The sequence below is a fragment of the Sphingomonas sp. UYP23 genome (assembly GCF_054059235.1).
Genome location: NZ_JBSSBX010000001.1, coordinates 2,951,620 through 2,973,575, shown reverse-complemented (window position 1 = coordinate 2,973,575; position 21,956 = coordinate 2,951,620). Strand labels below are relative to the sequence as shown.

Here is a 21,956-nt window from a genome sequence, read left to right as displayed (position 1 = left end):
CACCTTTGGTCGCAAACACATGGAACCGCTGGCGTTCCAATGCTTTGGGCCTGGCGTGAAACACGACAAAGTGGCCGATGGCCCCACTCCCCGCGCGCGCAAGTTGAAACTCGAGTCGGACAACTGCCTGGCCATCGCGATCCGCGAACGCGAGCCCGAAGTCGCCGCAATGCTGATCGACGAAGCCGCCAAACTCGCGCGCCGCGTCAAGGAGTTGCACGACAAAGCGTGATCCCCCAGCGGAGGAGTCGGCAAAAGTTTGGCTACCCCGCCCCCAAGCAAGCTTGAATTGAAGCGCGCGCTGGTCCAGCCCATCTGACAACGATGGCCACATTGCTCGATCCTACCGCGCGCGGGCGCGTCATCCTCGTTGGCGCCGGTCCCGGCGACCCCGGTTTGCTGACCGTGCGCGCGGTCGCCGCGCTCGGCCAGGCCGATGTCGTGGTGCATGACGGGCTGATCGACCCGCGTGTGCTCGACCTCGCGCCGGCTACCGCACAGCGCATCTCGGTCGCCAAGCGACGCGCGCGCCACACGCTGCCGCAAGAGGCGATCAACGCGCTGATCGTCGCGCATGTGAAGACCGGCGCGATCGTCGTGCGGCTGAAGGGCGGCGATCCGTTCATCTTCGGGCGCGGCGGCGAGGAAGTCGAAGCCGTGCGCGCCGCCGGCCTGCCGGTCGAAGTGATCCCCGGCGTCTCGGCAGCGCTCGGCTGTGCGGCCGAGGCGATGTTGCCGCTTACCCACCGCAATTACGCAAGCGCGGTTAGCTTCGTCGCCGGGCAGTGCAAGGGGCTTTCCGACCAGGACTGGTCGGGGTTAGCGGGCAAGGGCCGCACGCTCGTCATCTATATGGGCGTCGCCACCGCCAACGACATCGCCGACAAGTTGATGCGCGATGGCGTTGCCCCCGAAATGCCGGTCGCGGTGCTCGAGCGCGGGACGCTCAGCGGCGCGCGCGCGATCCGGACGTTGCTCGCCGATCTCGGCCATATGGTCGAACGCGAGGCAGTGGCGAGCCCGGCGATCATCGTCGTCGGCGAAGTCGTCGAATTGTCGGACGCCGAGGATAAGCTCGGCGCCTGGGCCAAGATTGCGGAGTCCGTTGCGTGAGAGTGTTGACCGGGAATGATCTGCCGACAGGCGACGTGGTGTGGTGGACCGGCTCGGGCTGGTCGCGCCACATCGAGGATGCGTGCGACGTCGCCGACCAGGGCGAGAGCATCGCGCATGCCGAGCAGGGCGCGCGCCGCGTCAACGTCCCCTATGTGATCGACGCGACGCTCACCGCAGACGGCCCCCGCCCCGCGCACATCAAGGACCGCATCCGCGCGCTCGGTCCTACGGTGCGCGCCGATCTGACGTTGAAGCCGGCCGATCCGATGGCTGGAAGCTGGGTAATCTGAGATGTACAAATACGACCAATACGACCAGCAGATCGTCGACACCCGCGTCGAGGAATTCCGCGACCAGGTGAAGCGCCGCCTCGCCGGCCAGATCACCGAGGACCAGTTCAAGCCGCTGCGGCTGATGAACGGCCTCTACCTGCAGCTCCACGCCTATATGCTGCGCGTCGCGATTCCCTATGGCACGCTCGACAGCCGCCAGATGCGCATGCTCGCGCACATCGCGCGCAAATATGACCGCGACTATGGGCATTTCACCACGCGGCAGAACCTCCAGTTCAACTGGATCAAGCTCGAGGACGCGCCCGACATCCTCGCCGAGCTCGCCACGGTCGAGATGCATGCGATCCAGACGAGCGGCAATTGCATCCGCAACATCTCGTCGGACCAATATGCCGGCGCCGCCGCCGACGAAGTGACCGATCCGCGCATCTGGGCCGAACTGCTGCGCCAGTGGAGCACCTTCCATCCCGAATTCACCTACCTGCCGCGCAAGTTCAAGATCGCGGTGATCGGTGCCGACGAGGATCGCGCCGCGATGCGGCTGCACGACATCGGCATCCAGATGGTCCGCCGCGACGGCGAGCTCGGCGGCAAGATCTTCGTTGGTGGCGGCATGGGCCGCACGCCGATGATCAGCCACGAGATCCGCGACTTCGTCGGCAGCGACGATCTGCTGAGCTATCTCGAGGCGTGCCTGCGCGTCTACAATCGCTACGGCCGGCGCGACAATATCTACAAGGCGCGGATCAAGATCCTGCTCCACGAGATTGGTCCCGATGAATATCGCCGCCAGGTCGAGGAGGAGTTCGTCGCGGTCAAGGCGCTCGGGCTCGATCCGCCCAAGGCCGAGTTCGACCGGATCACCGCCTTCTTCGCCGATCCTCCGTTCGTCGCCCCGGCGGAGGCCGGGGCCGCTGGAATGTCGGACGCCGCGGGTGCCCCAAACGCAGCGGCCCCGGCCTCCGCCGGGGCGACGGATGATCCGGACTTCCTGCTCTGGGTCGACCAGAACACCGCCGCGCACAAGCAGCCGGGCTACGCGATCGTCACGATCAGCCTCAAGCCGACCGGCGGCATCCCGGGCGATGCGACCTCGGCGCAGATTGACCTGATGGCCGATCTCGGTGAGCGCTATTCCTTCGACGAGCTGCGTGTGACGCATGCGCAGAACATCGTCCTGCCGCATGTCCGCAAGGCCGATCTCTATACGATCTGGCAGCAGCTCGACGCGGCCGGCCTCGCGCCCGCCAATCTTGACCTGATCAGCGACATCATCGCCTGCCCCGGCCTCGATTATTGCAGCCTCGCCAATGCGCGCTCGATCCCGCTCGCGCAGAAGATCACCGAGCGCTTCGCCGACCCCGCGCGCCAGCGCGACATCGGCGAGTTGAAGCTCAAGATCAGCGGCTGCATCAACGCCTGTGGGCATCATCATGCCGGGCACATCGGCATTCTCGGCGTCGACAAGAAGGGCGTCGAAAATTACCAACTCTCGCTCGGCGGGTCGGGCGCGGAGGATGTCAGCCTCGCCAAGATCACCGGGCCCGGATTCGATGAGGACGGCGTGGTCGATGCCGTCGAGAAGGTCACCGACGTCTATCTGGCGCAGCGCGAGGGCGGCGAACGCTTCCTCGATACCTATCGCCGCATCGGCATGGAGCCGTTCAAGGAAGCGCTTTATGGATAAGCCCATCACCGTCGCCCCGGCGCAGGCCGGGGCCGCTGCGTTGGACGCGGAGGCCCAGCCGCAGGGCGGCCCCGGCCTGCGCCGGGGCGACGCGAGTTTCGACGAGCCAGCCGTCACGCTCGACGCGTTTCTCGATGCGCAAACCAACGCGACCGCGGTGCGGCTTGAGGCGGGCGACGATGCGCGCGCGCTGCTGCCGTATCTCGACCGGATCGCGCTGATCGAGGTGAGCTTCCCGAGCTTCCGCGACGGGCGCGGCTATTCGTCGGCGCGGATCCTGCGCGAGGCCGGCTATACCGGCGAACTGCGCGCGCAGGGCGATGTACTGGTCGATCAGATGCCGCTGATGCAACGCTGCGGCTTCGACAGCTTCGCGCCCGAATCCGAGGTCGATCCCGCAACGCTCGAGGCATCGCTCAAGCGCTACGAGAACGTCTATCAGAAGGCCGCCGACGGGCGCGTGCCGATCTGGGCGCTGCGGCATGGGTAACGCGCTGCGCAAGCTCGACCTGATCGACGTCGCCCCCTTCTCCCCCGCCGATGCCGCGGCGATGGAGGCACGCTTCGCCGGCGTCGACACGCGCGACATGCTCGGCGAGCTGCTCACCGGCGAGCTCAAGGGGCGCGTTGCGGCGGTCTCGTCGTTCGGCGCGGAGAGCGCGGTCCTGCTCCACCTGATCTCGCAGGTCGACAAGGACATTCCGGTCATCTTCCTCAACACGCAAAAGATTTTCGGTGCGACGCTCGCGTACCGCGACGAGCTGTCGGAGACGCTCGGCTTCACCGACCTGCGCGTCTTCCGCCCCGACCCGCGGCTGCTCGCGGCGAAGGACGCGACGGGCCTGCGCTGGAATTACGACCCCGACGGCTGCTGCGACCTGCGCAAGGTCGAGCCGCTGCGCCGAGCTTTGGCACCATTCGATGCCTGGATCTCGGGCCGCAAGGGCTTCCAGGCGGGCACCCGCCAGGCGATGCCGCGCTTCGAGGAGGATGAGGGCCGGCTGAAGCTCAATCCCCTCGCGGCGTGGGACAAGGCCAAGCTTGACGCCTATTTCGAAGAGCACAAGCTTCCGCGTCATCCGCTGGAAGCCGAAGGCTATCCCTCGATCGGCTGCGCGCCGTGCACGAGCAAGGTACTCCCCGGCGAAGACCCCCGCTCGGGCCGCTGGCGCGGGTGGGAGAAGGTCGAGTGCGGTATTCACGTGCCCGAGAAACCGGGCGAGGAGCCGGTTTTTTAGGCGTCCGACCCGATTGCATTGACTGCACACGGCTCCGCGAGACTGCAGTGATGCCTCCCCTCCCTGGAAGGGAGGGGCTGGGGGTGGGTTGCTCTCAATGGGAACGTCACGCCTGCCACGGGCCGCCCCACCCCCGCCCCCTCCCTTCCAGGGAGGGGAGGAGCGACGCCGCGCACCGCGGCTTTCAGCTTGCGTGAACCAGGTCCATGCTTCGACGCATTTCGGCGGTAATTCGCCTTACGAGACCCGCTCGAAGCTCAAAGTCCGCGCCGTCGTATCCGCCGCCACCAGCCGCACCGTGATCGCCTCGCCCGGCTTGCCTGCGGTCTTGACGCTGGTCAGCACCGCGAGATCGCAAAGCTGAATCCGCGCGCCATGCGCATCCGCATCGACGATCACCGCGGCGAAAACCTCACCCTCGCGCCCGTGCAGCACCGCCGTCTCGGCAAGATCGATCACCGCGCGGTCGATCCGCCCGCCGATCGCATCGGCGCGCGCCATCACCGGCGGGAGCGTCCCGAACGCCTGCGTCACCACATCCGGCACCGGCTGCCCATTGGCGATCGCGAGCGCCGCGCGCACGACATAGCGGTCGGCCAGCCGCCGCAGCGGCGCGGTCGCGTGCGCATAAGTCGCCGCCATTGCCGCGTGCCACGGGACCACGCCATCGCGGTACGGCATGTAGGTCGCCCCGCCCCCGCTGCGGCGTTCGGCGATCATGAAGGCTGCCTGTGCCGGGACGGCGGCGCACAGCGTCGCCACGAATTGCGACAGCGACAGCGCTTCGGACCATTCCAACCCAAGCCCGAGTGCGACATTGCGCAGCCGCTGAACGGCATGATCGTCGGGCCCGGCCATCACGCGGAACAGCCCGGTATGATGCGCCTGCAGCAGTGCAGCGACCGCAAGATTGGTCGCCAACGACAGCGCGGCATTGCGGTCTTCGGAGCGCAACCGCGGTTCGAACGCGAGCCGATACCCGCCCTTCCCGTCGGCGATCACATCCTGCTGCGGAGGGTCGACGCGGCTCGCGCCACGCGCATCCTCGGCGGCCGCGATCCGGTTCGCGAGGTCCGCGAAATCGGGCGGTAGATCGGCATCGGTTACGCTGTCATACGCAAGCTTGGCCCGACTGCGGATGATCGCGCGCTCGGCCCCGTCGAATGTGGGCGTGCCATCGGACGCAACGCGCACGGTAAAGACCACCGCCGGCCGCGGCCCGCTTGGCAACAGACTGGCAGCCCCCTCGGCAAGCACCGGCGGATAGAGCCCGGCCTTGCCGTCGGGCTGATACAGCGTCGTACCGCGCTTCCACGCTTCAGCGTCGATCACCCCGCCATCGTCGACGAACCACGCGACATCCGCGATCGCATAATGCAGCAAGAGGTCCGCCCCGCTGCGCTCGATCGCAAACGCCTGGTCGAGATCGGTCGAACTCGCCGGGTCGAGCGTGACGAACGCCACGGCCGTCCGATCGACATGCGCATTCGGCACGCGCTTGGCCGCCGCCTCCGCTGCCGCAAGCACCTGCGGCGGAAACGACTCGGGCACGCCGAACTGCGTCCGGATCAGCGGCAGGCCAGCGGCCAGCACCGCGTTCGAATCGACGAGCGTCTTCAACCGCGCACCCTCAATATCCGCCGCCGCCACCGCCGACCACGACGTCGCTGAAGCGCGTGATGTGCGGCTCGAACTTGAGCATCACCTTGCCGGTCGAGCCGTGGCGCTGCTTGGCGATGATGAGTTCCGCCAGGCCATCGACGCGTGAGAGATGCTCGGACCATTGCGCATGCTTGTCCTGCACGCCCGCCGGGCTGTTCGCGCTCGGGATCTCGGGCTGCGCCATGTTGAGATAATAATCCTCGCGATAGACGAACATCACCATGTCGGCGTCCTGCTCGATCGATCCCGATTCGCGCAGATCCGACAGCAACGGCCGCTTGTCCTCACGCTGCTCGACCGCGCGGCTGAGCTGCGACAGCGCCATCACCGGGACGTTGAGATCCTTCGCGACGCCCTTGAGGCCACGGCTGATCTCCGAGATTTCCTGCACGCGCCCGTCGCCCGACGCCTTGGCCGAGCCCGACAGCAGCTGAAGGTAATCGACGATGATCAGCCCGAGCTGGTTGTTGTGCCGCCGCTGCAAGCGCCGCGCGCGGGTGTGAAGCGAGGCGATCGACAAATTGGCGGTATCGTCGATGAACAGCGGGAGATTTTCGAGCTCGGCTGCGGTCGTCGCGAGCGCCTGGAATTCATGCCGGCTGATCTTGCCCGATCGCAGCACGTCCGAATTGATCCGCGCCTGCTCGGACAGCACGCGCCCCGCCAGCTGATCGGCCGACATTTCCAGGCTGAAGAACGCGACCTTCGCCCCGAGCGAGCGCTCGGGGTCGATCCCGTCGGCCATGTCGCGCATCCAGCGCTGCGCCGCGTTGAACGCGATATTGGTGGCGAGCGAGGTCTTGCCCATGCCCGGACGCCCGGCGAGGATCATCAAGTCGGAACGGTGCATGCCGCCGATCTTGGTGTTGATGCTCTCGATGCCCGTGGTGATGCCCGAGATGTGCCCGCCCGAGTTGAGCGCCACCTCGGCCATCTTGAGCGTCGTCTTGGCGGCCTGCAGGAAGCTCTTGGTCTGGCTCTCGGTCGCGCCGTCCGACGCGACCTTGTAGAGCTCCTCCTCGGCCGCCTCGATCTGCGCGCGGGGATTGACCTCCTCCGACGTATCCATCGCGCGATCAACGAGGCCACGCCCCACTGTAACCAGCGTGCGCAGCATCGCCAGATCATAGATCTGCTTGGCGAACTGCCGCGCGCCGATCAGCCCGGCGCCCGAGCCGGTGAGCTGCGCGAGATAGGCCGGGCCGCCCAGCTCGCGCATCCCGGCGTCCTGTTCGAACATCGGGCGCAGCGTGACGGGGCTGGCGAGCATGTCATTGCCGCGCAGCGTCTTGATTGCGCTGAAGATGCGGCCGTGGAGCGGCTCGAAGAAATGTTCCGCGTCGAGTCGGTCGATCAGATCGTCGGCAAGGCGGTTGTCGATCATCATCGCGCCGAGCATTGCAGCTTCGGCTTCGACGTTCTGCGGGAGCGAGACGGTTTCGGGAACGGGCGGTGTGGGAAGGAATGCTGTGGCCATGGCGCTCTCATTCCACTCGCCGCCTGCCCACTCAAGCGGATTGCGCTCACCCGGGTGTGAATCCCGTGGGCGGATGTTGTCGCATGGCCCCGCCCCCGCTACGGCGTGATCATGGCCGATCCACGCATCATTGCCGTGACTCTCGACGAACGCACGATCCTGTGGCGGTCGGCCGATATCGAGCAAGAGCGCCGCATCGCGATCTTCGACCTGATCGAGGGCAATCATTTCGCCCCGCAAAAGACCTATCCCGACGGCTATGCCGGCCCCTACAAGATCGAGCTGACGGTCGAGGAAGGCCGGCTCGGGCTGGCGCTGCACCGCGAGGATGGCAGCCATCTCGAGACCTATGTGCTCGGCATGGGGCGCTTCCGCCGCCCGATCAAAGACTATTTCGCGATCTGCGACAGCTATTATCAGGCGATCCGAAACGCGACACCGGCGCAGATCGAGACGGTGGACATGGCGCGGCGCGGCATCCACAACGAGGCGGCGGAGCTGCTGAAAGAGCGGCTGGAGGGCAAGATCGAGATCGACTTCGACACCGCCCGCCGGCTGTTCACGCTGATCTGCGTACTTCATATCAAGGGCTGACCGCCCAAACGGGACTATCGTGGTAAAATATCGCCTGTGGGGCATCCGGGTCGGGCTGTACGCCACGATCACCGGCATTCTTGTCCTTGCTGCCATCATCCTCTGGGTTCTCGCGCTGAGCTGGCGCCCGACCGACCGCTTCGCATTCCAGGGGCTCGACGTGTCCGCCGCGAATGGCGAGATCGACTGGTGGGCGGTCAAGCGCGGCGGCGCGGATTTCGCCTATATCCGCGCGACCACCGCCGACCAGCGTGACCCACGCTTCGAAGCCAATTGGGCTGCGGTCGCCGAGACGGGCATGCGCCGCGGTGCGAGCCATGCCTATTCGCTCTGCCGGCTCGCCGCCGACCAGGCGAACGCCTTCAACACGATGGTCGCGCGCGACGACGGCGCGCTGCCAGCGGCGGTCGAGCTCGATTTCAGCGACGATTGCACCGCGCGGCCGACCGCGCCGATCGTGCTCGACGAACTGCGCCGGTTCATTGCGATGGTCGAATCGCACACCGGCAAACCCGTGCTGCTCAAGGTCAGCAAGCGCTTCGATGCGGCGTACGGCGTGACGCTGGCGATTGCGCGTCCTGTGTGGGCAATGCAGGATTTCTTCCCGCCCGATTATCCGGCAAGGCGCTGGCGGATGTGGCAGGCAAGCGACATGCGGCGCATCGACGGGGTCGATGGGCCGGTACATTGGGACGTAGTGGCACCATGACGATGCAACAAACTTTGATCGCGGCGGCGCGCATGGCGGCGCTCAACGCGCACGCCCCCTATTCGCGCTTCGCGGTTGGCGCGGCGGTGCTGCTTGCCGACGGGCGGATCGTCACCGGCGCGAATTTCGAGAATGCGAGCTATGGTCTGTCGCTCTGCGCCGAGACGGTCGCGCTCGCCACGGTCAACAGCGCAGGCGATTTCCGCGACGTGGTCGAGATCGGCGTGATCGGCGGCGCGATGGACGCGGAGGGGCGCCCGACCGGCACTGCGCCGGTCGGCCCCTGCGGCCGCTGCCGCCAGGTGATCAACGAGGCCGCGCAGATCGGCGGCCGCGATATCATCGTATGGTGCGGCGCCGCCGAGGGCGATGCGGTCGAGCGCTACCTGCTGAGCGAATTGTTGCCGCACGCTTTCGGGCCCGCGGATCTGGGGTTGGGGCCGGAGCGCTAACCCCGAAATCGCGACTCCCCGGCGAAGGCCGGGGAACGCGGCGTCAGTCGCCCTTCAACGCCGTCGCGAACAGCGCATCGACTGATCCGCCATTCGCGCGCAACGCCGCCTCCACCCGCTTGCGGCCATCGTAATACAGCAACGCGGGCACCCTCCGGTGCTGCGCCTTGAGCAATGCCGCATCGTGGTCCGACAAACTCCCCCCGCCCGCAACGAGGTCGCAATATCCCTCGCGCAGCCACCCCGGATAGGTCATGTCGGCAAGCACGCCATAGCGCGCGCGGATCAGGCCGTGCGTGCGTTCGTGGGCGATCACGCCGGACAGGCTGCGCTGTCCGGCGATCGACCCGCCGTTGAACGCGACGTCGCGCGCGGGATCGCTGCGGTTGACGACGATCGTCTCGCCCAACCCGCGTGAGAGCGCGAAGGCGCCGGACGCCTGCAGGGCGAGGACCCGCCAGCGCCAGCCGCCATCGGTCAGGAAGATCCGCCGTCCATAGCCGGCGCCGTGGATCGCGCTCTTCTTCAGCAACGCATCGGATCGCGCCAAGAGCTGCGGCATGGTCGCAGGCAGCGCCTGCTCGGAATACACCGCGGTGTCGCCGATACGTTGGCGATGCGGGAACGCCAGCACCTCGGGCGCGAGCACAACGGTTCCGAGCGCCACGCCGAGGAGCAGAAGCGCGCGGTTGAAAAGAGCATGCCACCGTCGCATCGATCAGCCTCCCAAGTTGTGTACTATGGTAGCAGCACACTAATATCCTCGCAACAGCGCTTGCCGGCTTTGGCGATTCCGGCAACAGGCTGGCGGCAACCAAGAGGGAGCCTTCACATGTCGATCATGTCCGACCGCTGGATTCGCGAGCAGGCGCTGACCACCGGGATGATCGAACCATTCGTCGACGGCCAGAAGCGCGACGGCTGCATCAGCTACGGCCTGTCCTCCTATGGCTATGACGCGCGCGTGTCCGACGAGTTCAAGGTCTTCACCAATATCGACAGCGTAATCGTCGATCCGAAGGATTTCGCGTCGAACAGCTTCGTCGATCGCAAGACCGATTGCTGCATCATCCCGCCCAACAGCTTCGCGCTCGCGCGCACGGTCGAATATTTCCGGGTTCCCCGTGACGTGCTGGTGATCTGCCTCGGCAAATCGACCTATGCGCGCTGCGGGATCATCGTGAACGTCACCCCGCTCGAGCCCGGCTGGGAGGGGCATGTCACGCTCGAATTCTCGAACACGACGCCCCTGCCCGCCAAGATCTACGCCAATGAAGGCGCGTGCCAGTTCCTGTTCCTCGAGGGCAACGAACCGTGCGAGACGAGCTATGCCGACCGCGCGGGCAAATATATGGGCCAGCGCGGGGTGACGTTGCCCCGGCTGTAGGACGCATCGGCCCATCAGGCAGTGACCCTCTGGCGATCGGTCTCCGACATCCAAAGCCGCCGCCGATGGTGTGGACGATGGTGTGGCCAGGTGCGGACGCCAACGGTTCCTCTCTGGTGGCGAAGGTATAGCGGACTCGGGGAATCGACCGGAGCGGTCGTGCCGAGCGCGGCTGCTCAATAAGCAGATCGCAGCCGAGCTTCATTGGGTGGAAATGACCGTCAGGATGCACCGCGTTATCCTGTTGGGTTGGGTCGATCTGCAGACCACGGCCGACCTCGCCCGCATCGCCGTCGCGGCCAGCCTGTCCGGCGTACGATCTCGGTACAGCACAAAGCCGGTATAGGCGGCACCTCCGCTCCAGTCTAAGCCTGCGGTGTCGCCACAGCCGAGGTGCCGTGCGCCTTTAGCCATTCGGTGTGCGGTCAGGCTGACCCTCGGCCATCTGACACTGCTGTGGCGACATATTCGGGAGATACACCGCCGTCTCAACAGGGTTGGGCGAGATTCTGAATCGAGCCCACCCGGCGCGCCCGTGCCGCGGATCAATGCGAGGGAGACTCCCATCGACATCATCACCCCCTTAGACTTCTCGCGCGTTTCCGATGCGTTTGCTGTCGCCTTTGTGGCGATCGGGGCTGCCACCGCCGTCCTCTGGCTCAGGCGCTCCCCGGTTTCGCCTTCTGCGGTATCAACGGCGACGCCGATGTGGTCGGCCTGGTTTCAGGCGCGCTTTTCAACACTTGGGGACTATGGTTGCGGAGCATCGTCGACACGCCCGCACCGCGCTGACGACCTCGCTCACACGATATCGACCGGCCGGACAGCACTCTGCGGTTCGGTATCCCGCGCTCGCCGACGCGACCCAATATGACGTGATCCTCGAGCCCGGCGAGATTCTGTTCATGCCGCTCGGATGGTGGCATCAGGTCAAGTCGCTGGATTTCAGTATAACGCTGACCTTCACCAACTTCCGCTGGGCCAACGATGCGTATGCCTCCTATCCCGCTGGGTGAGGCAACGGCCGGTCAAACTAGGTCACGATCCGGGATGTTTCACGCAGCGCTTCATACGCCTAACGCATAATATCGCCATGCTCGAAATCGAAATTCGAAATACCTTTTTCACACGTTTATGCAGATGCCGAATCTTGTTGCCGGTTAAGGTCGAGTTCAGAAGCCCTGCAACGACCCATGTTCGATGTGTTGCATGAGCCGTTGTTCACGGACCCATCATTCCGCAATTCTATATTCCGATCGTCACGCGCCATTGCACCAGCCAGGTAGATTGATTTCGGAGGAGGAATTCTGGTCTGAGGCAGGAGCTTCACAATGACCGAATTTCGAGACGTCTCCACCAGCTGGGTTCCGGCCCCAAGGCACAATTCCGGGCGCGGCGTCCTGCGATCGGCACTGCTGGGACTGGGCTTGGGCTTAGCCGGCATCGCCACCGCATCATCGGCATCGGCCGCGACCGTCACGACTACCGTGGCCGTCACCGCGACGGTCCAGGCGACGTGTCTCGTCTCGGCGACGAGCCTCGCGTTCGGCACCTATGCCGGCGTGCAGGTCGATGCGACATCGACCGTGTCGGTCACCTGCACCAATACCACCCCCTATAATGTCGGCCTCAATGCCGGTCTGGCAACGTCCGCCACGGTGACGACGCGCAAGATGACCGGCCCGACATCGGCGGTGCTGAGCTATTCGCTCTTCTCGGACACGGCACGCACGGTCAATTGGGGCAGCACCGTCAGCACCGATACGCTCGCCGGCGTCGGCACCGGCGCGTCGCAGGCGCTCACGGTCTATGGCCGCATCCCCGCCAGCCAGTTCGTCACGCCCGGCGCCTATACCGACACGATCACCGCGACCGTGACCTTTTGACATGGAGATCTCTGCGATGACCCGTCCGTCGATCCTGCGCGGTGGCGTCGCCACCGGCGCGCTTGCCGCAGCCTTGCTGTCCCTTTCGCCCGCCGCACAGGCGCAGTCGCTGGCGGTAAAACCGGTCAACGTGCTGATGGCGCCCGGCCAGATGGCCACGCTCCTGACCGTTATCAATCAGGGCCAGGCCGAAACCGCGGTCCAGATCCGCGCATTCGTCTGGAGCCAGAAGGACGGGATCGACCAGCTCACGCCTTCCGATGACGTCGTCGCGAGTCCGCCGCTCGCCCGGATCGCGCCCGGTGCCACGCAGATCGTCCGGCTCGTTCTGCGCAAGCCCATCGTCGGCCAGGAGGGGACCTACCGTATCCTGCTCGACCAGATCCCGCCCGCGGCCGAAGCCGGCGTCGTGCGCGTTGCGCTACGGATGTCGATGCCGGTGTTCGCGCAACCTACGACGCGGATCGCCCCGAAGGTCTCGTTCCATGTCGAGCGCGATGCCACGGGCAGCTATCTCGTCGGGCTCAATGACGGAGCGCGCCACGACGCCATTCGCGATCTGACGCTGTCGACCGCGAACGGCACGGCGTTGAGACTGGAAGACACGCAGCTTCCCTACATATTGGCGGGCGCGACGCGGCGCTGGCACATCGCGCCCGACGCGGCGCTTGCCGGCGCCACGTTCCCCTTCCTGCTGACCGCATCGACCGAGACCGGGGTTCTGAAGCAGCTGCCGGTCGCGTTTCGACCCTAAGCGATGGCCGGGGCGTGGCTTCTGCTGTGGGGAACCATGGCGCTGACCACGCCCGGACCGGGATCGACGGCAACACCGCAAGCATCGGTGCCAACGCCGGCGCCTGCCCGGCAGACGCTACTGCTCGATGTTTCGATCAACGGCTATCCGATCGACAAGATCGGCGCGTTCGTCCTTGACGAAGGGGTCCTGCGCGCACGCCGCGCGGAATGGCGCGACCTTGGCGTCACGCCGCCGACGTCAGCCACGTCGAGCGCTGACGACCTGCTCGGTCTCGCCGATCTGCCGGGTGTCGCCTGGGTCTTCGACGGATCGCGCCAAAGTTTGTCGATCACCGCTCCAACGGCGCTACTGGTGCCCACGGTGTTGAGCGACACCGCGGCCGAAGACGAAGGGCTGTCGCCGAGCAGTACCGGGATCACGCTCAACTACGATCTCGATGCGACCGCGGCCGGGACAGCCCGACTGGCCAACGGGCTGTTCGACGCGCGGCTATTCTCGCCGTGGGGCAACGTCAGTTCGGGCCTGCTCGCCAGAATGGTCGACGGCAGCGACATCCCGCGACAGATCTCGGCGATCCGGCTCGATACCGTTTACAGCTATTCGGATCGCACGGCGCTGAGACGCTACCGCATCGGCGACTTCATCACCGGCGGGCTGAGCTGGACTCGTCCGGTCCGGATGGGCGGCGCCCAGATGACCGCGGATTTCTCGACCCGGCCCGACCTGATCACCTTTCCGCTGCCCTCGCTGCGCGGCGCTGCCGCTGTCCCCTCGACGGTCGATATCCTCGAGAATGGCAGCCGACTGTTCTCGCGAAATATCGCTGCCGGACCGTTCGAGGTGCCGCAACTCCCCGTCATCACCGGCGCGGGGATGCTTTCGATCACGGTCCGCGACGCGCTTGGCCGCCAGGTGACGGTGACCCAACCCTTTTACGCCAGCGCGACCTTGCTCGCGCCGGGGTTGCAGACGTTTTCGCTGCAGGCCGGCGCGGTTCGCAAGAATTGGGGCGTGAAGAGCAACGACTATGCCGGGCTCGCCGGCAGCGGAACGTGGCGCCGCGGCCTCTCCGCACTGGCGACCGTCGAGGCAAGCGTCGAGGCCACGCACGGCGCCGTGATGGGCGGTGCCGGTCTGGTGCTCAACCTGGCCCAGATCGCGATCCTGAAAGTCGTGGGTGCCGCCAGTACCGGCGGCACCGGCACGGGAACGAAGGTCACGGCCGGGCTCCAGTGCGTCGGGCCGGTGTTCAGCTTCGCCGCATCGGCGACGCTGGCCGACCGCCGCTTCCGCGATATTGCAGCGGTAGCGGGCGATCCCGTCGCCCGGTTGCAGGTCAACGCCAGTATGGGGCTGACCCTGGGCAGGCTGGGATCGCTGGGGGTCGCCTTTGTCGCCGTCAACCGCGATGCCTATGCCAGCCTCGACCAGACATGCGTGGCGACCACGCTGGCGCCCGACTGCAACAGCTTCGACTTGCCCGTCCAACGGACGCGCACGATGTCTGCCAGCTATTCGGTCCAACTGGGGCGGATCGCGCTGTATGCGACCGCCTATGGCGACCTGCGCGATCGTCGCACGCGGGGCGTGATCGCGGGGCTGACGATTCCGCTCGGCCGGCGCAGCACCGCCAGCGTCAGCGCCGGCGCGAGCAGTGGGGATCGCTCTGGCCAATTCGACGCCTCGCGCTCGCCCGTCACGATCGGTGACTGGGGCTATCGTGCCTTTGCATCGGTCGGCAGTACGCCGCATCAATTCGGGCAGCTGCAATATGAGGCGCCATGGGCCTTGGTGACTGCAGGCGTGGATCACATCGCCGGGCAGACGTCGCTGCGTGGCGAGCTGCGCGGGTCGCTTTCGCTGGTCGACGGTGCGGTATTTGCCGCGAATGCGATCGACGACAGCTTCGCGGTGGTCGACACCGACGGCTTGCCCAACATCCGCGTCTTCCACGAAAATCGCGCCGTCGGCCGGACCAATGCGCATGGCCTGCTGCTGGTCCCCGACCTGCGCGCGTTCGATCTCAACCATATCGGCATCGAAGCCACCGATATCCCCCCCGATATCACGATCGAAACCGATGCGCGCACCGTACGACCGCCGGATCACGCGGGCGTGCGCGTCAAGTTTTCCGCAAGCGTCAGCCACGGGGCGTTGCTCGTTCTCGTGGATACGGCCGGCGTCGCCATCCCGGTCGGCAGCACGGCGACGCTGCGACGGACCGGCGCGATCGTCCCGGTCGGATATGACGGCGAAAGCTATGTCACTGGGCTGCAGCCGCACAATGTCATCGACGTGCGCCTGGCCGATGGATCGAGCTGCTCGCTGTCGTTCGACTATCGCGCGAATGCGGGCGACCTCCCGACGATCGGCCCGCTCCTCTGCAAGGTGCAAACACCATGATGTGGTTTCGAACGCTTGCTGCCGTGATTATCCTGGCAGCGCTTCCAGGGACGGCCGATGCGGCGTGCGCGATCTCGGCGGTCTCGGCGAATTTCGGCACCTATTCGAGCGCCTCGCTCGACCCGGGCGCGGTGCCGGTCACGGTCAATTGCGCTTCGGGCGAAGCCTATGATGTCGGGTTGAGCGCGGGCATGGGACAGGGCGCGACGGTCACGACCCGCAAGCTGACCGGACCCGGCGGTGCCGTGCTGGCCTATAAACTGTTTCAGGACGCCGGGCGCTCGATCGTCTGGGGCAACACCAGCGGCACCAATTCGGAAACGGGGATCGGAACGGCCAACAAGCAGATCCTCAATATCTACCCCAGGGTGTCCACAGGCCAGTTCGTCGCGCCCGGCACCTATACCGATAAGATAACGGCGCGCGTCTCGAGCACGTCGACCCTGACGACGACGTTCACCATTACCGCCATCGTCCGGGCCGCCTGTACGGTCGCGTCGCAAAGCCTGAGCTTTGGAACCTATACGGGCATACAGGCCGACAGCATCGCCGTGGTGACGGTCACCTGCACCAACACGACCAGCTACAATCTTGGCTTGAGCATCGGCAACGGCAGCCGCGCGACGATCACCACCCGCCGCATGACCGGACCTGCGTCTGCCACGCTCAAATATCAGCTTTTCCAGAATAGCGGGAGGACGACCAATTGGGGGAATACGGTGGGCTCCGACACCAGGGCCGCGACGGGAACGGGAAGCGCTCAGGGCCTTTCCATCTACGCGCGCATACCGAGCAGCCAGTCCGTGCGACCCGGTTCCTATAGCGACGTCATCATTGCAACCGTGAGCTATTGATTTGGGCGTCCGCCTCGGCCTTTGCCAGCGTATGGGCGAGCCGGTCGAGGACGCTGCAACACCCCCCGCTGGGCAGCGACCGACGGGCCAGCGACACCGGGATGAGCGAGTGGGTCGCATCGAGCGACGCCGAGCAGGACCGGGAATGCGCGTTCCGGTCGGATCGCACCCGCGGTTCAACGCCGGGCACGCAGGCCAGAAGCGCGCCCCAAAAAAAAGGCGGCCCCGAAGGACCGCCCTGATTGCGTTCAAACCGCACGGCAAGCGACTTAGAAGTCGTTGCGATACTGCTCGTTGCCGATGAAGCCGAGCTTCGAGACGTTCGACCGCTTGATGATCGCGAGGATCTGGTCGACCTTCTCGTACTTCGCCGCCGGATCGGGCTGGAAGTGCAGCTCGGGCTCGGGGTTCAGCTGCGTCGTCTGCGTCAGATACTGCTGCAGCGTCGCCGGGTCGGTCGCCGCACCGTTCCACAGCACGACGCCGTCGGGCTGGATCACGATCTTGTTCTTTTGCGGATCGATCAAGGGCTTGGTCTGGTTGGGGTCATTGATCGGAAGATCGACCTTCACCGCGTGCGTCTGGATCGGGATGGTGATGATGAACATGATGAGGAGCACGAGCATGACGTCGATCAACGGCGTCGTGTTCATGTCCATCATCGGCTGGTCGTCACCACGGCCTGCGCTCATTGCCATGTCAAATACTCCCTGCGGCGAGGCCGCCAGTCACTAGGGCTGCTACCGCAGCGATCACGAAGACGGACCGCCCGTGGGAGGGGGTTCCGAAATGAAGCCGACCTTGGCGAACCCTGCGGACTGCATCGTGTAGATCGCACCGCCAATGCAGCGATACGGAGTCTCGACGTCGCCGCGAATATGCGCTTCGGGAAGGTCGTCGGTCGTCAAGTTCGCGGCGCCGCCGGCCTTGTCGACGATTTCCTTGAGCTTGTCGGTCGCACGCTTGAGCAGTTCCTCATGCGTCACCGGAGTCTGGCCCCAGAACACCGCGCAGCTGCCGTCTGGCTTGCGCGTGATCGACAGCGACACGTTCTCGGGCTTTGTCACGGTCGGATCGTAGCGCACGTCCGGGAGCTTCAGCTTGACGGTCTGCACGATCGCCGGGATCGTGATGAGGAAGATGATGAGCAACACCAGCATGACGTCGACGAGCGGCGTCGTATTGATGTCGGACATCGGGGCGTCATCGCCGCCGCCACCTGTACTAATCGCCATGAAAGGCCATCCTATTCGTATCGGTCAGGCCGCCCTACATACCGGGCGGCGAAGGAAGCGGGGCCGCCGAGCGGCGGCCCCGTTCGGTACTCTTAGACGCGGGTCTGCACGCCGCCGGCCTGGCCAGCCGTCGTGGTGGTCACAGCGGGCTTCGCTGCAGCAACCGGAGCCTTCTTGCCCGGCGCCTGCGGACGAACCGCACCGTTCGAAGCGAGATAGCCCAGCACGTCGTTCGAGAAGGCCGAGAGATGCTCGGCGATCGCCTTGTTGCGACGCTGCAGCCAGTTGAAGGCGAGCACGGCCGGAACCGCGACGACCAGACCGAAGGCGGTCATGATCAGCGACTCACCGACCGGGCCTGCGACCTTGTCGATCGATGCCTGGCCAGCCTGGCCGATGCCGATCAGGGCGCGGTAAATACCGAGAACCGTACCGAACAGACCGACGAACGGTGCGGTTGCGCCGACCGTTGCGAGGAAGGCGAGACCGCCACCGAGCTGCGAGTTGATGATCGCTTCCGAGCGAGCGAGCGAGCCGTGCAGCCAGTCATGCGCTTCGACCGGATCGGTCAGACGCGAATGCTGCTCCTGGGCTTCGATGCCGTCGTCGACGATCTGCTTGTAGGCCGAGTTCTTCTCGAGCTTGGCAGCGCCTTCGCGCAGCGAGTTCGACGCCCAGAAGGTCGCACGGACGCGACGGCCCTGGTTGATGATCTTCTGCTGCTCGAAGATCTTGGTGAACAAGATGTAGAGCGTGAAGAACAGGAAGATCGTGAGGATCGCAGCGGTCGTCCAGGTGACGGGGCCGCCCTGCTTCATGGCGTTCAAGAAGCCGAAATTGTCGGCGGCAGAGGCACCGGCAGTAAGGATGATGGTGGACATTGGGGGGACTTCCTTCTCGACAAGATGACCATGGGCCCCTCCGCGGGGCCACACGGCTAGGTTGGTTTATTCGGGCAAGCGCCACACGACGTTGCGCGACGAAGCGGAACGGATCGGGTTGCCGCTCTGGTCCATCGCCGGCGAATAGCGCCCGCGACGGGTGATGTTCGAGCAGGCAGCGCGATCGAGCGACGAGTTGCCGCTGGAGGCGGTGACGACGCAGTTCTCAACACGACCGGCGGTATTGATTTCCCACTTGATCTTGCTGGTACCCTGCGCCTCTGCGCTCAGCGCGTCGGAAGGATAATCGTCGGTGGTCACCCACTGCGACGGATCGCCCTTGGGGCCCGCGGCCTTGCTGACCACGGGTGCGGGGGGTGCCGCGACCGGGACAGGAGCAGGCGCAGCAGCGCGAACGGTGATCGGCGCAGCCGGCGGCGGCGTGACGACCGTAGCGATCGGCGGCGGCGGCGACTGGACGCGGACGATCGGCGGCGGCGACACGACCGGTGGGGTCTGCAGCTGCGGCTGTTCGGGCGGCGGGGGGGGCGGCTTGTCTGGTGGAGGGGGCGGCGGTTCGACGACGTCGAAGGTGTTAAGCTTCTCGGTCACCTTTTTGATGTACTTGAAGGTCAGCCCGTTCACGAAACCCCACGCGAACAGCGCGACAATGACCGAAACGATCACGATCGACACCACTTTGCTGCCACTCGTATTGCGATCAGCGTATGCCATTCAGAAACGAAACTCCTCTATTCCGGCACGACGGTCCAAGCCGATCCGTAACGTCCGCTCGTTATCCGGCCTGTCATGGGCTAGTGTATCCTGGACAGACCACAACCTCTATCGCGCCAAAAACCACGACGCAAACGCTTTGTCTCACGCAACAAACGTACAACCTCACCGTGGCAGAATTATTTCTGTTTAAAAAACTTGTTAACGGCTAGTCCCGCGCCATGCGAAATATGCTCAAAATCACGCTTTCGGCCGCCCTGCTCGGCCTGCCGGCAACGCTTTGCGCCGGCCAGCAAACCCGCGCAAAACCGACGGATGTTGCGGCCCCGGCACTATTCTACGCCGATTACGCCGACTTGACCGTAGCAGCGCCGGTGATCGTCGATGCGACGGTCCGCAGCCAGCTGCGGCTCAAACCCGTCGACGCGCCGAATCTTCCGCCGAATATTGTCCGACTTTATGTCGAGGCCGATGTCACTGCCCTGATTCGCGGCACGAATGCGGTCCCGCCGCGGCTCGGCTACACGCTCGACTTGCCGCTCGATGCGCGCGGCCGCGTACCGAGCTATCGAAAGGCGCGCGTCCTGCTGTTCGCGCGCGGTGTCTCGGCGAATGCCGGGCAGGTGCAGCTCGTCCGCCCAGACGGGCAGCGCAGCTGGACCCCGGCGGGCGACGCCCTCACCCGCCGAATCGTCCGCGAGGTGCTTGCCGCCGACGCGCCACCGACCATTACCGGAATCGGCAATGCGGTCCACACGCCTGGCGACCTGCCCGGTTCGGGCCAGACGCAGATCTTCCTGACGACCGCCGACAGCCGCCCGATCTCGTTCGACATCGAGCGCAAGCCCGATCAGCCGCCGCATTGGGTGATCGCGCTGAGCGAAGTGGTCGACCAATCCGCCCCGCCACCGGCGCGCGACACGTTGTTATGGTATCGCCTCGCCTGCACGCTGCCGGCGACCTTGCCCGACACCTCGGTTCCGCAAAGCGGCGACGATGCGACGATCGCGCGCGAGGACTATGCGCTGGTCGTGCGGGAGCTGGGCGCGTGCGATCGCGGGGGGCGGCGTTAGGGTCTGACCTGACAAGAGAGCCAGTCCCTTTTCGGCACACATGCCGGGTTTCGGGGCCCATCGTGCCGCACCGTCTGAGCAGGCCGGAGGCGGTTTGCGGCGAGCCCCGGTTGGGGGTTTCGTCAACCGCTAGCGGATCTCGAGCACCTGCCCGGTCGTCGATCGCGCACTGACGAGATAGTCCGCCGCGGCCGCGACCGCGGTACGGGTGGCATTCGCGCCCACATCGAGCGCCGCAAGCCGCGTTGCCGGCGCCAGCTCGACCGCGAGCGGCGCGACCGCTGCGCGCAACATCGCGCGATCGAGCGCCGCGACGCGGCCGTCGATCACCAGCAGGACCATCCCCGAATCGCGCGGCGCCGAACGCACCGCCGCGACCGCGCCAAGATCGTCGCCGAAAATTACCGCTGCCCGTCCCGCGAGCGCCGCCGCGAGCGCCGCCCTCACCGGCGGTTTCGCACCAAGGTGATGCCGATCGATTCGCCCGCCTCGGCGATGGCGAGCTTGACGATCGCGACCTCGACACGGGTTACGCGGGTGTCCTGCAGGAACAGCGTCTCGCAGATATGGTCGGCAACCGCCTCGACCAGCTTGAAATGAACCCCCTGCGGCAGCGCGGTCGTCGCGGCGTGCTTGAGATCGAGATAGTTCTTCGATTCGCTCAGCGGCGTCTCGGGGTCGAAGCGATCGGGCACCGTCAGGTCGACCGTCAGCGAGATGCGCAGCGGCTGCGGCAGATGCGTCTCTTCGGAATAGATGCCGGTCAGCACCATCACTTCGAGGTCGTGCACGTTGAGCGTCAAACGGTCGGTCAAATCGATCCCAATCCTGGTCGTATCGCGGCGCGCCATAGCAGATGTCGCCGTCCAAGGAAGCTTTGCCCCGTCATGCCGCTTGCGTTCCGGCCGATCGCGGGTAAAGCGCCCGACCGCCCGGTGCCCGGGTCTTGAAGGATCAACGCCCGTGATCGAGGTCTTGCCGATTGCCGCTGTCGCGCCCGCCGCCGTCGAGCAATTGCTCGACCGCGCCTTCGGGACTGACCGCCATGGCCGCACCGCGTACAAGATCCGCGAGGGGATGCGCGCGATCCCGGCGCTGAGCTTCGCGGCGCTCGAAGAGGGTGCGCTGATCGGCACGATCCAGTGCTGGCCGATTCGCTTTGCAGGCGATGATGGCCATGACGTCGCGATGGTGCAGATCGGCCCCGTCGCGGTTGCGCCCGACCGGCAGCAGGCCGGCATCGGCCGGACCCTGACGACGCGCGCGCTGGCGGCGGCGGACGCTGCGGGACTCGGCGATGCGCTCACTCTGATCGGCGATCCCGAATATTACAGCCGCTTCTTCGGCTTCGACGCTTCGCGCACCGCGGACTGGCGCGTCCCCGGACCGGTCGAGCGGCACCGCCTGCTCGCGCGCGGCGCGAACGTTCCGGTCGGCTCGGGCGTGCTCGCGCCCCGGATCGCCGCTTTGGTCTGACGCTGGCGGCTTTACGCGACCGCGCACCTGTCCTACCGCGC

At 65.9% G+C, this 21,956-nt stretch carries 26 protein-coding genes; 17 read left to right on the top strand and 9 right to left on the bottom strand.

The window, feature by feature from the left end; all coding sequences use genetic code 11:
- Positions 1 to 19: 19 nt before the first annotated feature.
- From ACVWYO_RS14675 to ACVWYO_RS14650, 6 genes are all read left to right on the top strand, one after another.
- Positions 20 to 232, top strand: a complete 213-nt coding sequence (locus ACVWYO_RS14675; RefSeq protein WP_457351996.1) for a hypothetical protein — start codon at positions 20 to 22, stop codon at positions 230 to 232.
- Between the two features lie 92 nt (positions 233 to 324).
- Positions 325 to 1,113: a uroporphyrinogen-III C-methyltransferase gene (cobA, locus tag ACVWYO_RS14670; protein WP_457351994.1), complete on the top strand. Its 789-nt coding sequence runs from the start codon at positions 325 to 327 to the stop codon at positions 1,111 to 1,113.
- Complete coding sequence (locus ACVWYO_RS14665; RefSeq protein WP_133189805.1) at positions 1,110 to 1,406, top strand: DUF2849 domain-containing protein; 297 nt, start codon at positions 1,110 to 1,112, stop codon at positions 1,404 to 1,406. The genes cobA and ACVWYO_RS14665 overlap by 4 nt, the downstream gene beginning before the upstream one ends.
- A gap of 1 nt (position 1,407) precedes the next feature.
- Positions 1,408 to 3,096 (top strand): nitrite/sulfite reductase, encoded by a 1,689-nt coding sequence (locus ACVWYO_RS14660; protein ID WP_457351991.1) that lies wholly within the window; start codon positions 1,408 to 1,410, stop codon positions 3,094 to 3,096.
- Complete coding sequence (locus tag ACVWYO_RS14655; RefSeq protein WP_457351989.1) at positions 3,089 to 3,586, top strand: DUF934 domain-containing protein; 498 nt, start codon at positions 3,089 to 3,091, stop codon at positions 3,584 to 3,586. The genes ACVWYO_RS14660 and ACVWYO_RS14655 overlap by 8 nt, the downstream gene beginning before the upstream one ends.
- The gene (locus ACVWYO_RS14650; RefSeq protein WP_189675401.1) at positions 3,579 to 4,334 is read left to right on the top strand and encodes a phosphoadenylyl-sulfate reductase; all 756 of its coding nucleotides are present in this window, start codon (positions 3,579 to 3,581) and stop codon (positions 4,332 to 4,334) included. Before ACVWYO_RS14655 ends, ACVWYO_RS14650 begins: the two co-directional genes overlap by 8 nt.
- Positions 4,335 to 4,571: 237 nt before the next feature.
- On the opposite strand, the gene ACVWYO_RS14645 is transcribed toward ACVWYO_RS14650, so the two are convergent.
- Positions 4,572 to 5,954, bottom strand: a complete 1,383-nt coding sequence (locus tag ACVWYO_RS14645) for an RNB domain-containing ribonuclease (RefSeq protein WP_457351987.1) — start codon at positions 5,952 to 5,954, stop codon at positions 4,572 to 4,574.
- Between the two features lie 10 nt (positions 5,955 to 5,964).
- Positions 5,965 to 7,473, bottom strand: coding sequence for a replicative DNA helicase (locus ACVWYO_RS14640; protein ID WP_457351985.1), 1,509 nt, complete (start codon positions 7,471 to 7,473; stop codon positions 5,965 to 5,967).
- A gap of 111 nt (positions 7,474 to 7,584) precedes the next feature.
- On the opposite strand from ACVWYO_RS14640, the gene ACVWYO_RS14635 reads away from it, so the two are divergent.
- The 3 genes from ACVWYO_RS14635 to ACVWYO_RS14625 are packed head-to-tail and all read left to right on the top strand — an operon-like array spanning position 7,585 to position 9,228.
- Positions 7,585 to 8,067: a UPF0262 family protein gene (locus ACVWYO_RS14635; RefSeq protein WP_140850035.1), complete on the top strand. Its 483-nt coding sequence runs from the start codon at positions 7,585 to 7,587 to the stop codon at positions 8,065 to 8,067.
- Between the two features lie 19 nt (positions 8,068 to 8,086).
- Positions 8,087 to 8,776 (top strand): GH25 family lysozyme, encoded by a 690-nt coding sequence (locus ACVWYO_RS14630; RefSeq protein ID WP_457351982.1) that lies wholly within the window; start codon positions 8,087 to 8,089, stop codon positions 8,774 to 8,776.
- Positions 8,773 to 9,228 (top strand): cytidine deaminase, encoded by a 456-nt coding sequence (locus ACVWYO_RS14625; protein WP_457351980.1) that lies wholly within the window; start codon positions 8,773 to 8,775, stop codon positions 9,226 to 9,228. The genes ACVWYO_RS14630 and ACVWYO_RS14625 overlap by 4 nt, the downstream gene beginning before the upstream one ends.
- Positions 9,229 to 9,271: 43 nt before the next feature.
- On the opposite strand, the gene ACVWYO_RS14620 is transcribed toward ACVWYO_RS14625, so the two are convergent.
- The gene (locus ACVWYO_RS14620; RefSeq protein ID WP_457351978.1) at positions 9,272 to 9,943 is read right to left on the bottom strand and encodes a hypothetical protein; all 672 of its coding nucleotides are present in this window, start codon (positions 9,941 to 9,943) and stop codon (positions 9,272 to 9,274) included.
- A gap of 117 nt (positions 9,944 to 10,060) precedes the next feature.
- Between ACVWYO_RS14620 and dcd the strand changes: the two genes are divergently transcribed.
- The 6 genes from dcd (at position 10,061) to ACVWYO_RS14590 (ending at position 16,515) form a co-directional block, all read left to right on the top strand.
- Positions 10,061 to 10,615: a dCTP deaminase gene (gene dcd, locus ACVWYO_RS14615; RefSeq protein WP_457351976.1), complete on the top strand. Its 555-nt coding sequence runs from the start codon at positions 10,061 to 10,063 to the stop codon at positions 10,613 to 10,615.
- 605 nt (positions 10,616 to 11,220) lie between these two features.
- Positions 11,221 to 11,631, top strand: coding sequence for a cupin-like domain-containing protein (locus tag ACVWYO_RS14610; protein ID WP_457351974.1), 411 nt, complete (start codon positions 11,221 to 11,223; stop codon positions 11,629 to 11,631).
- Between the two features lie 315 nt (positions 11,632 to 11,946).
- A complete protein-coding gene (locus ACVWYO_RS14605) occupies positions 11,947 to 12,501 on the top strand; it encodes a Csu type fimbrial protein (protein WP_457351972.1) in 555 nt (184 codons plus the stop codon).
- Between the two features lie 16 nt (positions 12,502 to 12,517).
- Positions 12,518 to 13,255 (top strand): fimbrial biogenesis chaperone, encoded by a 738-nt coding sequence (locus ACVWYO_RS14600; protein WP_457351970.1) that lies wholly within the window; start codon positions 12,518 to 12,520, stop codon positions 13,253 to 13,255.
- A gap of 87 nt (positions 13,256 to 13,342) precedes the next feature.
- Positions 13,343 to 15,661, top strand: coding sequence for a fimbria/pilus outer membrane usher protein (locus ACVWYO_RS14595; protein WP_457351968.1), 2,319 nt, complete (start codon positions 13,343 to 13,345; stop codon positions 15,659 to 15,661).
- Positions 15,658 to 16,515 carry a Csu type fimbrial protein gene (locus tag ACVWYO_RS14590; protein ID WP_457351966.1) on the top strand — a complete coding sequence of 286 codons (858 nt, stop codon included), beginning with the start codon at positions 15,658 to 15,660 and terminating at the stop codon, positions 16,513 to 16,515. Before ACVWYO_RS14595 ends, ACVWYO_RS14590 begins: the two co-directional genes overlap by 4 nt.
- A 269-nt stretch (positions 16,516 to 16,784) precedes the next feature.
- Here the strand turns inward: ACVWYO_RS14590 and ACVWYO_RS14585 are convergent, their stop codons facing one another.
- The 4 genes from ACVWYO_RS14585 to ACVWYO_RS14570 all read right to left on the bottom strand — a co-directional run bounded on the left by ACVWYO_RS14585 (position 16,785) and on the right by ACVWYO_RS14570 (position 19,366).
- Positions 16,785 to 17,213: an ExbD/TolR family protein gene (locus ACVWYO_RS14585; protein ID WP_332794201.1), complete on the bottom strand. Its 429-nt coding sequence runs from the start codon at positions 17,211 to 17,213 to the stop codon at positions 16,785 to 16,787.
- 54 nt (positions 17,214 to 17,267) lie between these two features.
- Complete coding sequence (locus ACVWYO_RS14580; RefSeq protein WP_165954502.1) at positions 17,268 to 17,750, bottom strand: ExbD/TolR family protein; 483 nt, start codon at positions 17,748 to 17,750, stop codon at positions 17,268 to 17,270.
- A gap of 92 nt (positions 17,751 to 17,842) precedes the next feature.
- The gene (locus ACVWYO_RS14575; protein WP_457351963.1) at positions 17,843 to 18,631 is read right to left on the bottom strand and encodes a MotA/TolQ/ExbB proton channel family protein; all 789 of its coding nucleotides are present in this window, start codon (positions 18,629 to 18,631) and stop codon (positions 17,843 to 17,845) included.
- Between the two features lie 66 nt (positions 18,632 to 18,697).
- Positions 18,698 to 19,366, bottom strand: a complete 669-nt coding sequence (locus tag ACVWYO_RS14570) for an energy transducer TonB (RefSeq protein WP_457351961.1) — start codon at positions 19,364 to 19,366, stop codon at positions 18,698 to 18,700.
- Positions 19,367 to 19,587: 221 nt separating this feature from the next.
- Here ACVWYO_RS14570 and ACVWYO_RS14565 point away from each other — a divergent pair, with 221 nt between their 5' ends.
- The gene (locus tag ACVWYO_RS14565; RefSeq protein WP_457351959.1) at positions 19,588 to 20,439 is read left to right on the top strand and encodes a hypothetical protein; all 852 of its coding nucleotides are present in this window, start codon (positions 19,588 to 19,590) and stop codon (positions 20,437 to 20,439) included.
- A gap of 129 nt (positions 20,440 to 20,568) precedes the next feature.
- Here ACVWYO_RS14565 and ACVWYO_RS14560 read toward each other — a convergent pair whose 3' ends face one another.
- Positions 20,569 to 20,886, bottom strand: a complete 318-nt coding sequence (locus ACVWYO_RS14560) for a Rossmann fold domain-containing protein (protein WP_457351957.1) — start codon at positions 20,884 to 20,886, stop codon at positions 20,569 to 20,571.
- Positions 20,883 to 21,290 carry a dihydroneopterin aldolase gene (locus tag ACVWYO_RS14555; RefSeq protein WP_457351955.1) on the bottom strand — a complete coding sequence of 136 codons (408 nt, stop codon included), beginning with the start codon at positions 21,288 to 21,290 and terminating at the stop codon, positions 20,883 to 20,885. The genes ACVWYO_RS14560 and ACVWYO_RS14555 overlap by 4 nt, the downstream gene beginning before the upstream one ends.
- 112 nt (positions 21,291 to 21,402) lie before the next feature.
- Here ACVWYO_RS14555 and ACVWYO_RS14550 point away from each other — a divergent pair, with 112 nt between their 5' ends.
- Positions 21,403 to 21,915: a GNAT family N-acetyltransferase gene (locus tag ACVWYO_RS14550; RefSeq protein WP_457351953.1), complete on the top strand. Its 513-nt coding sequence runs from the start codon at positions 21,403 to 21,405 to the stop codon at positions 21,913 to 21,915.
- Positions 21,916 to 21,956 lie beyond the last annotated feature (41 nt).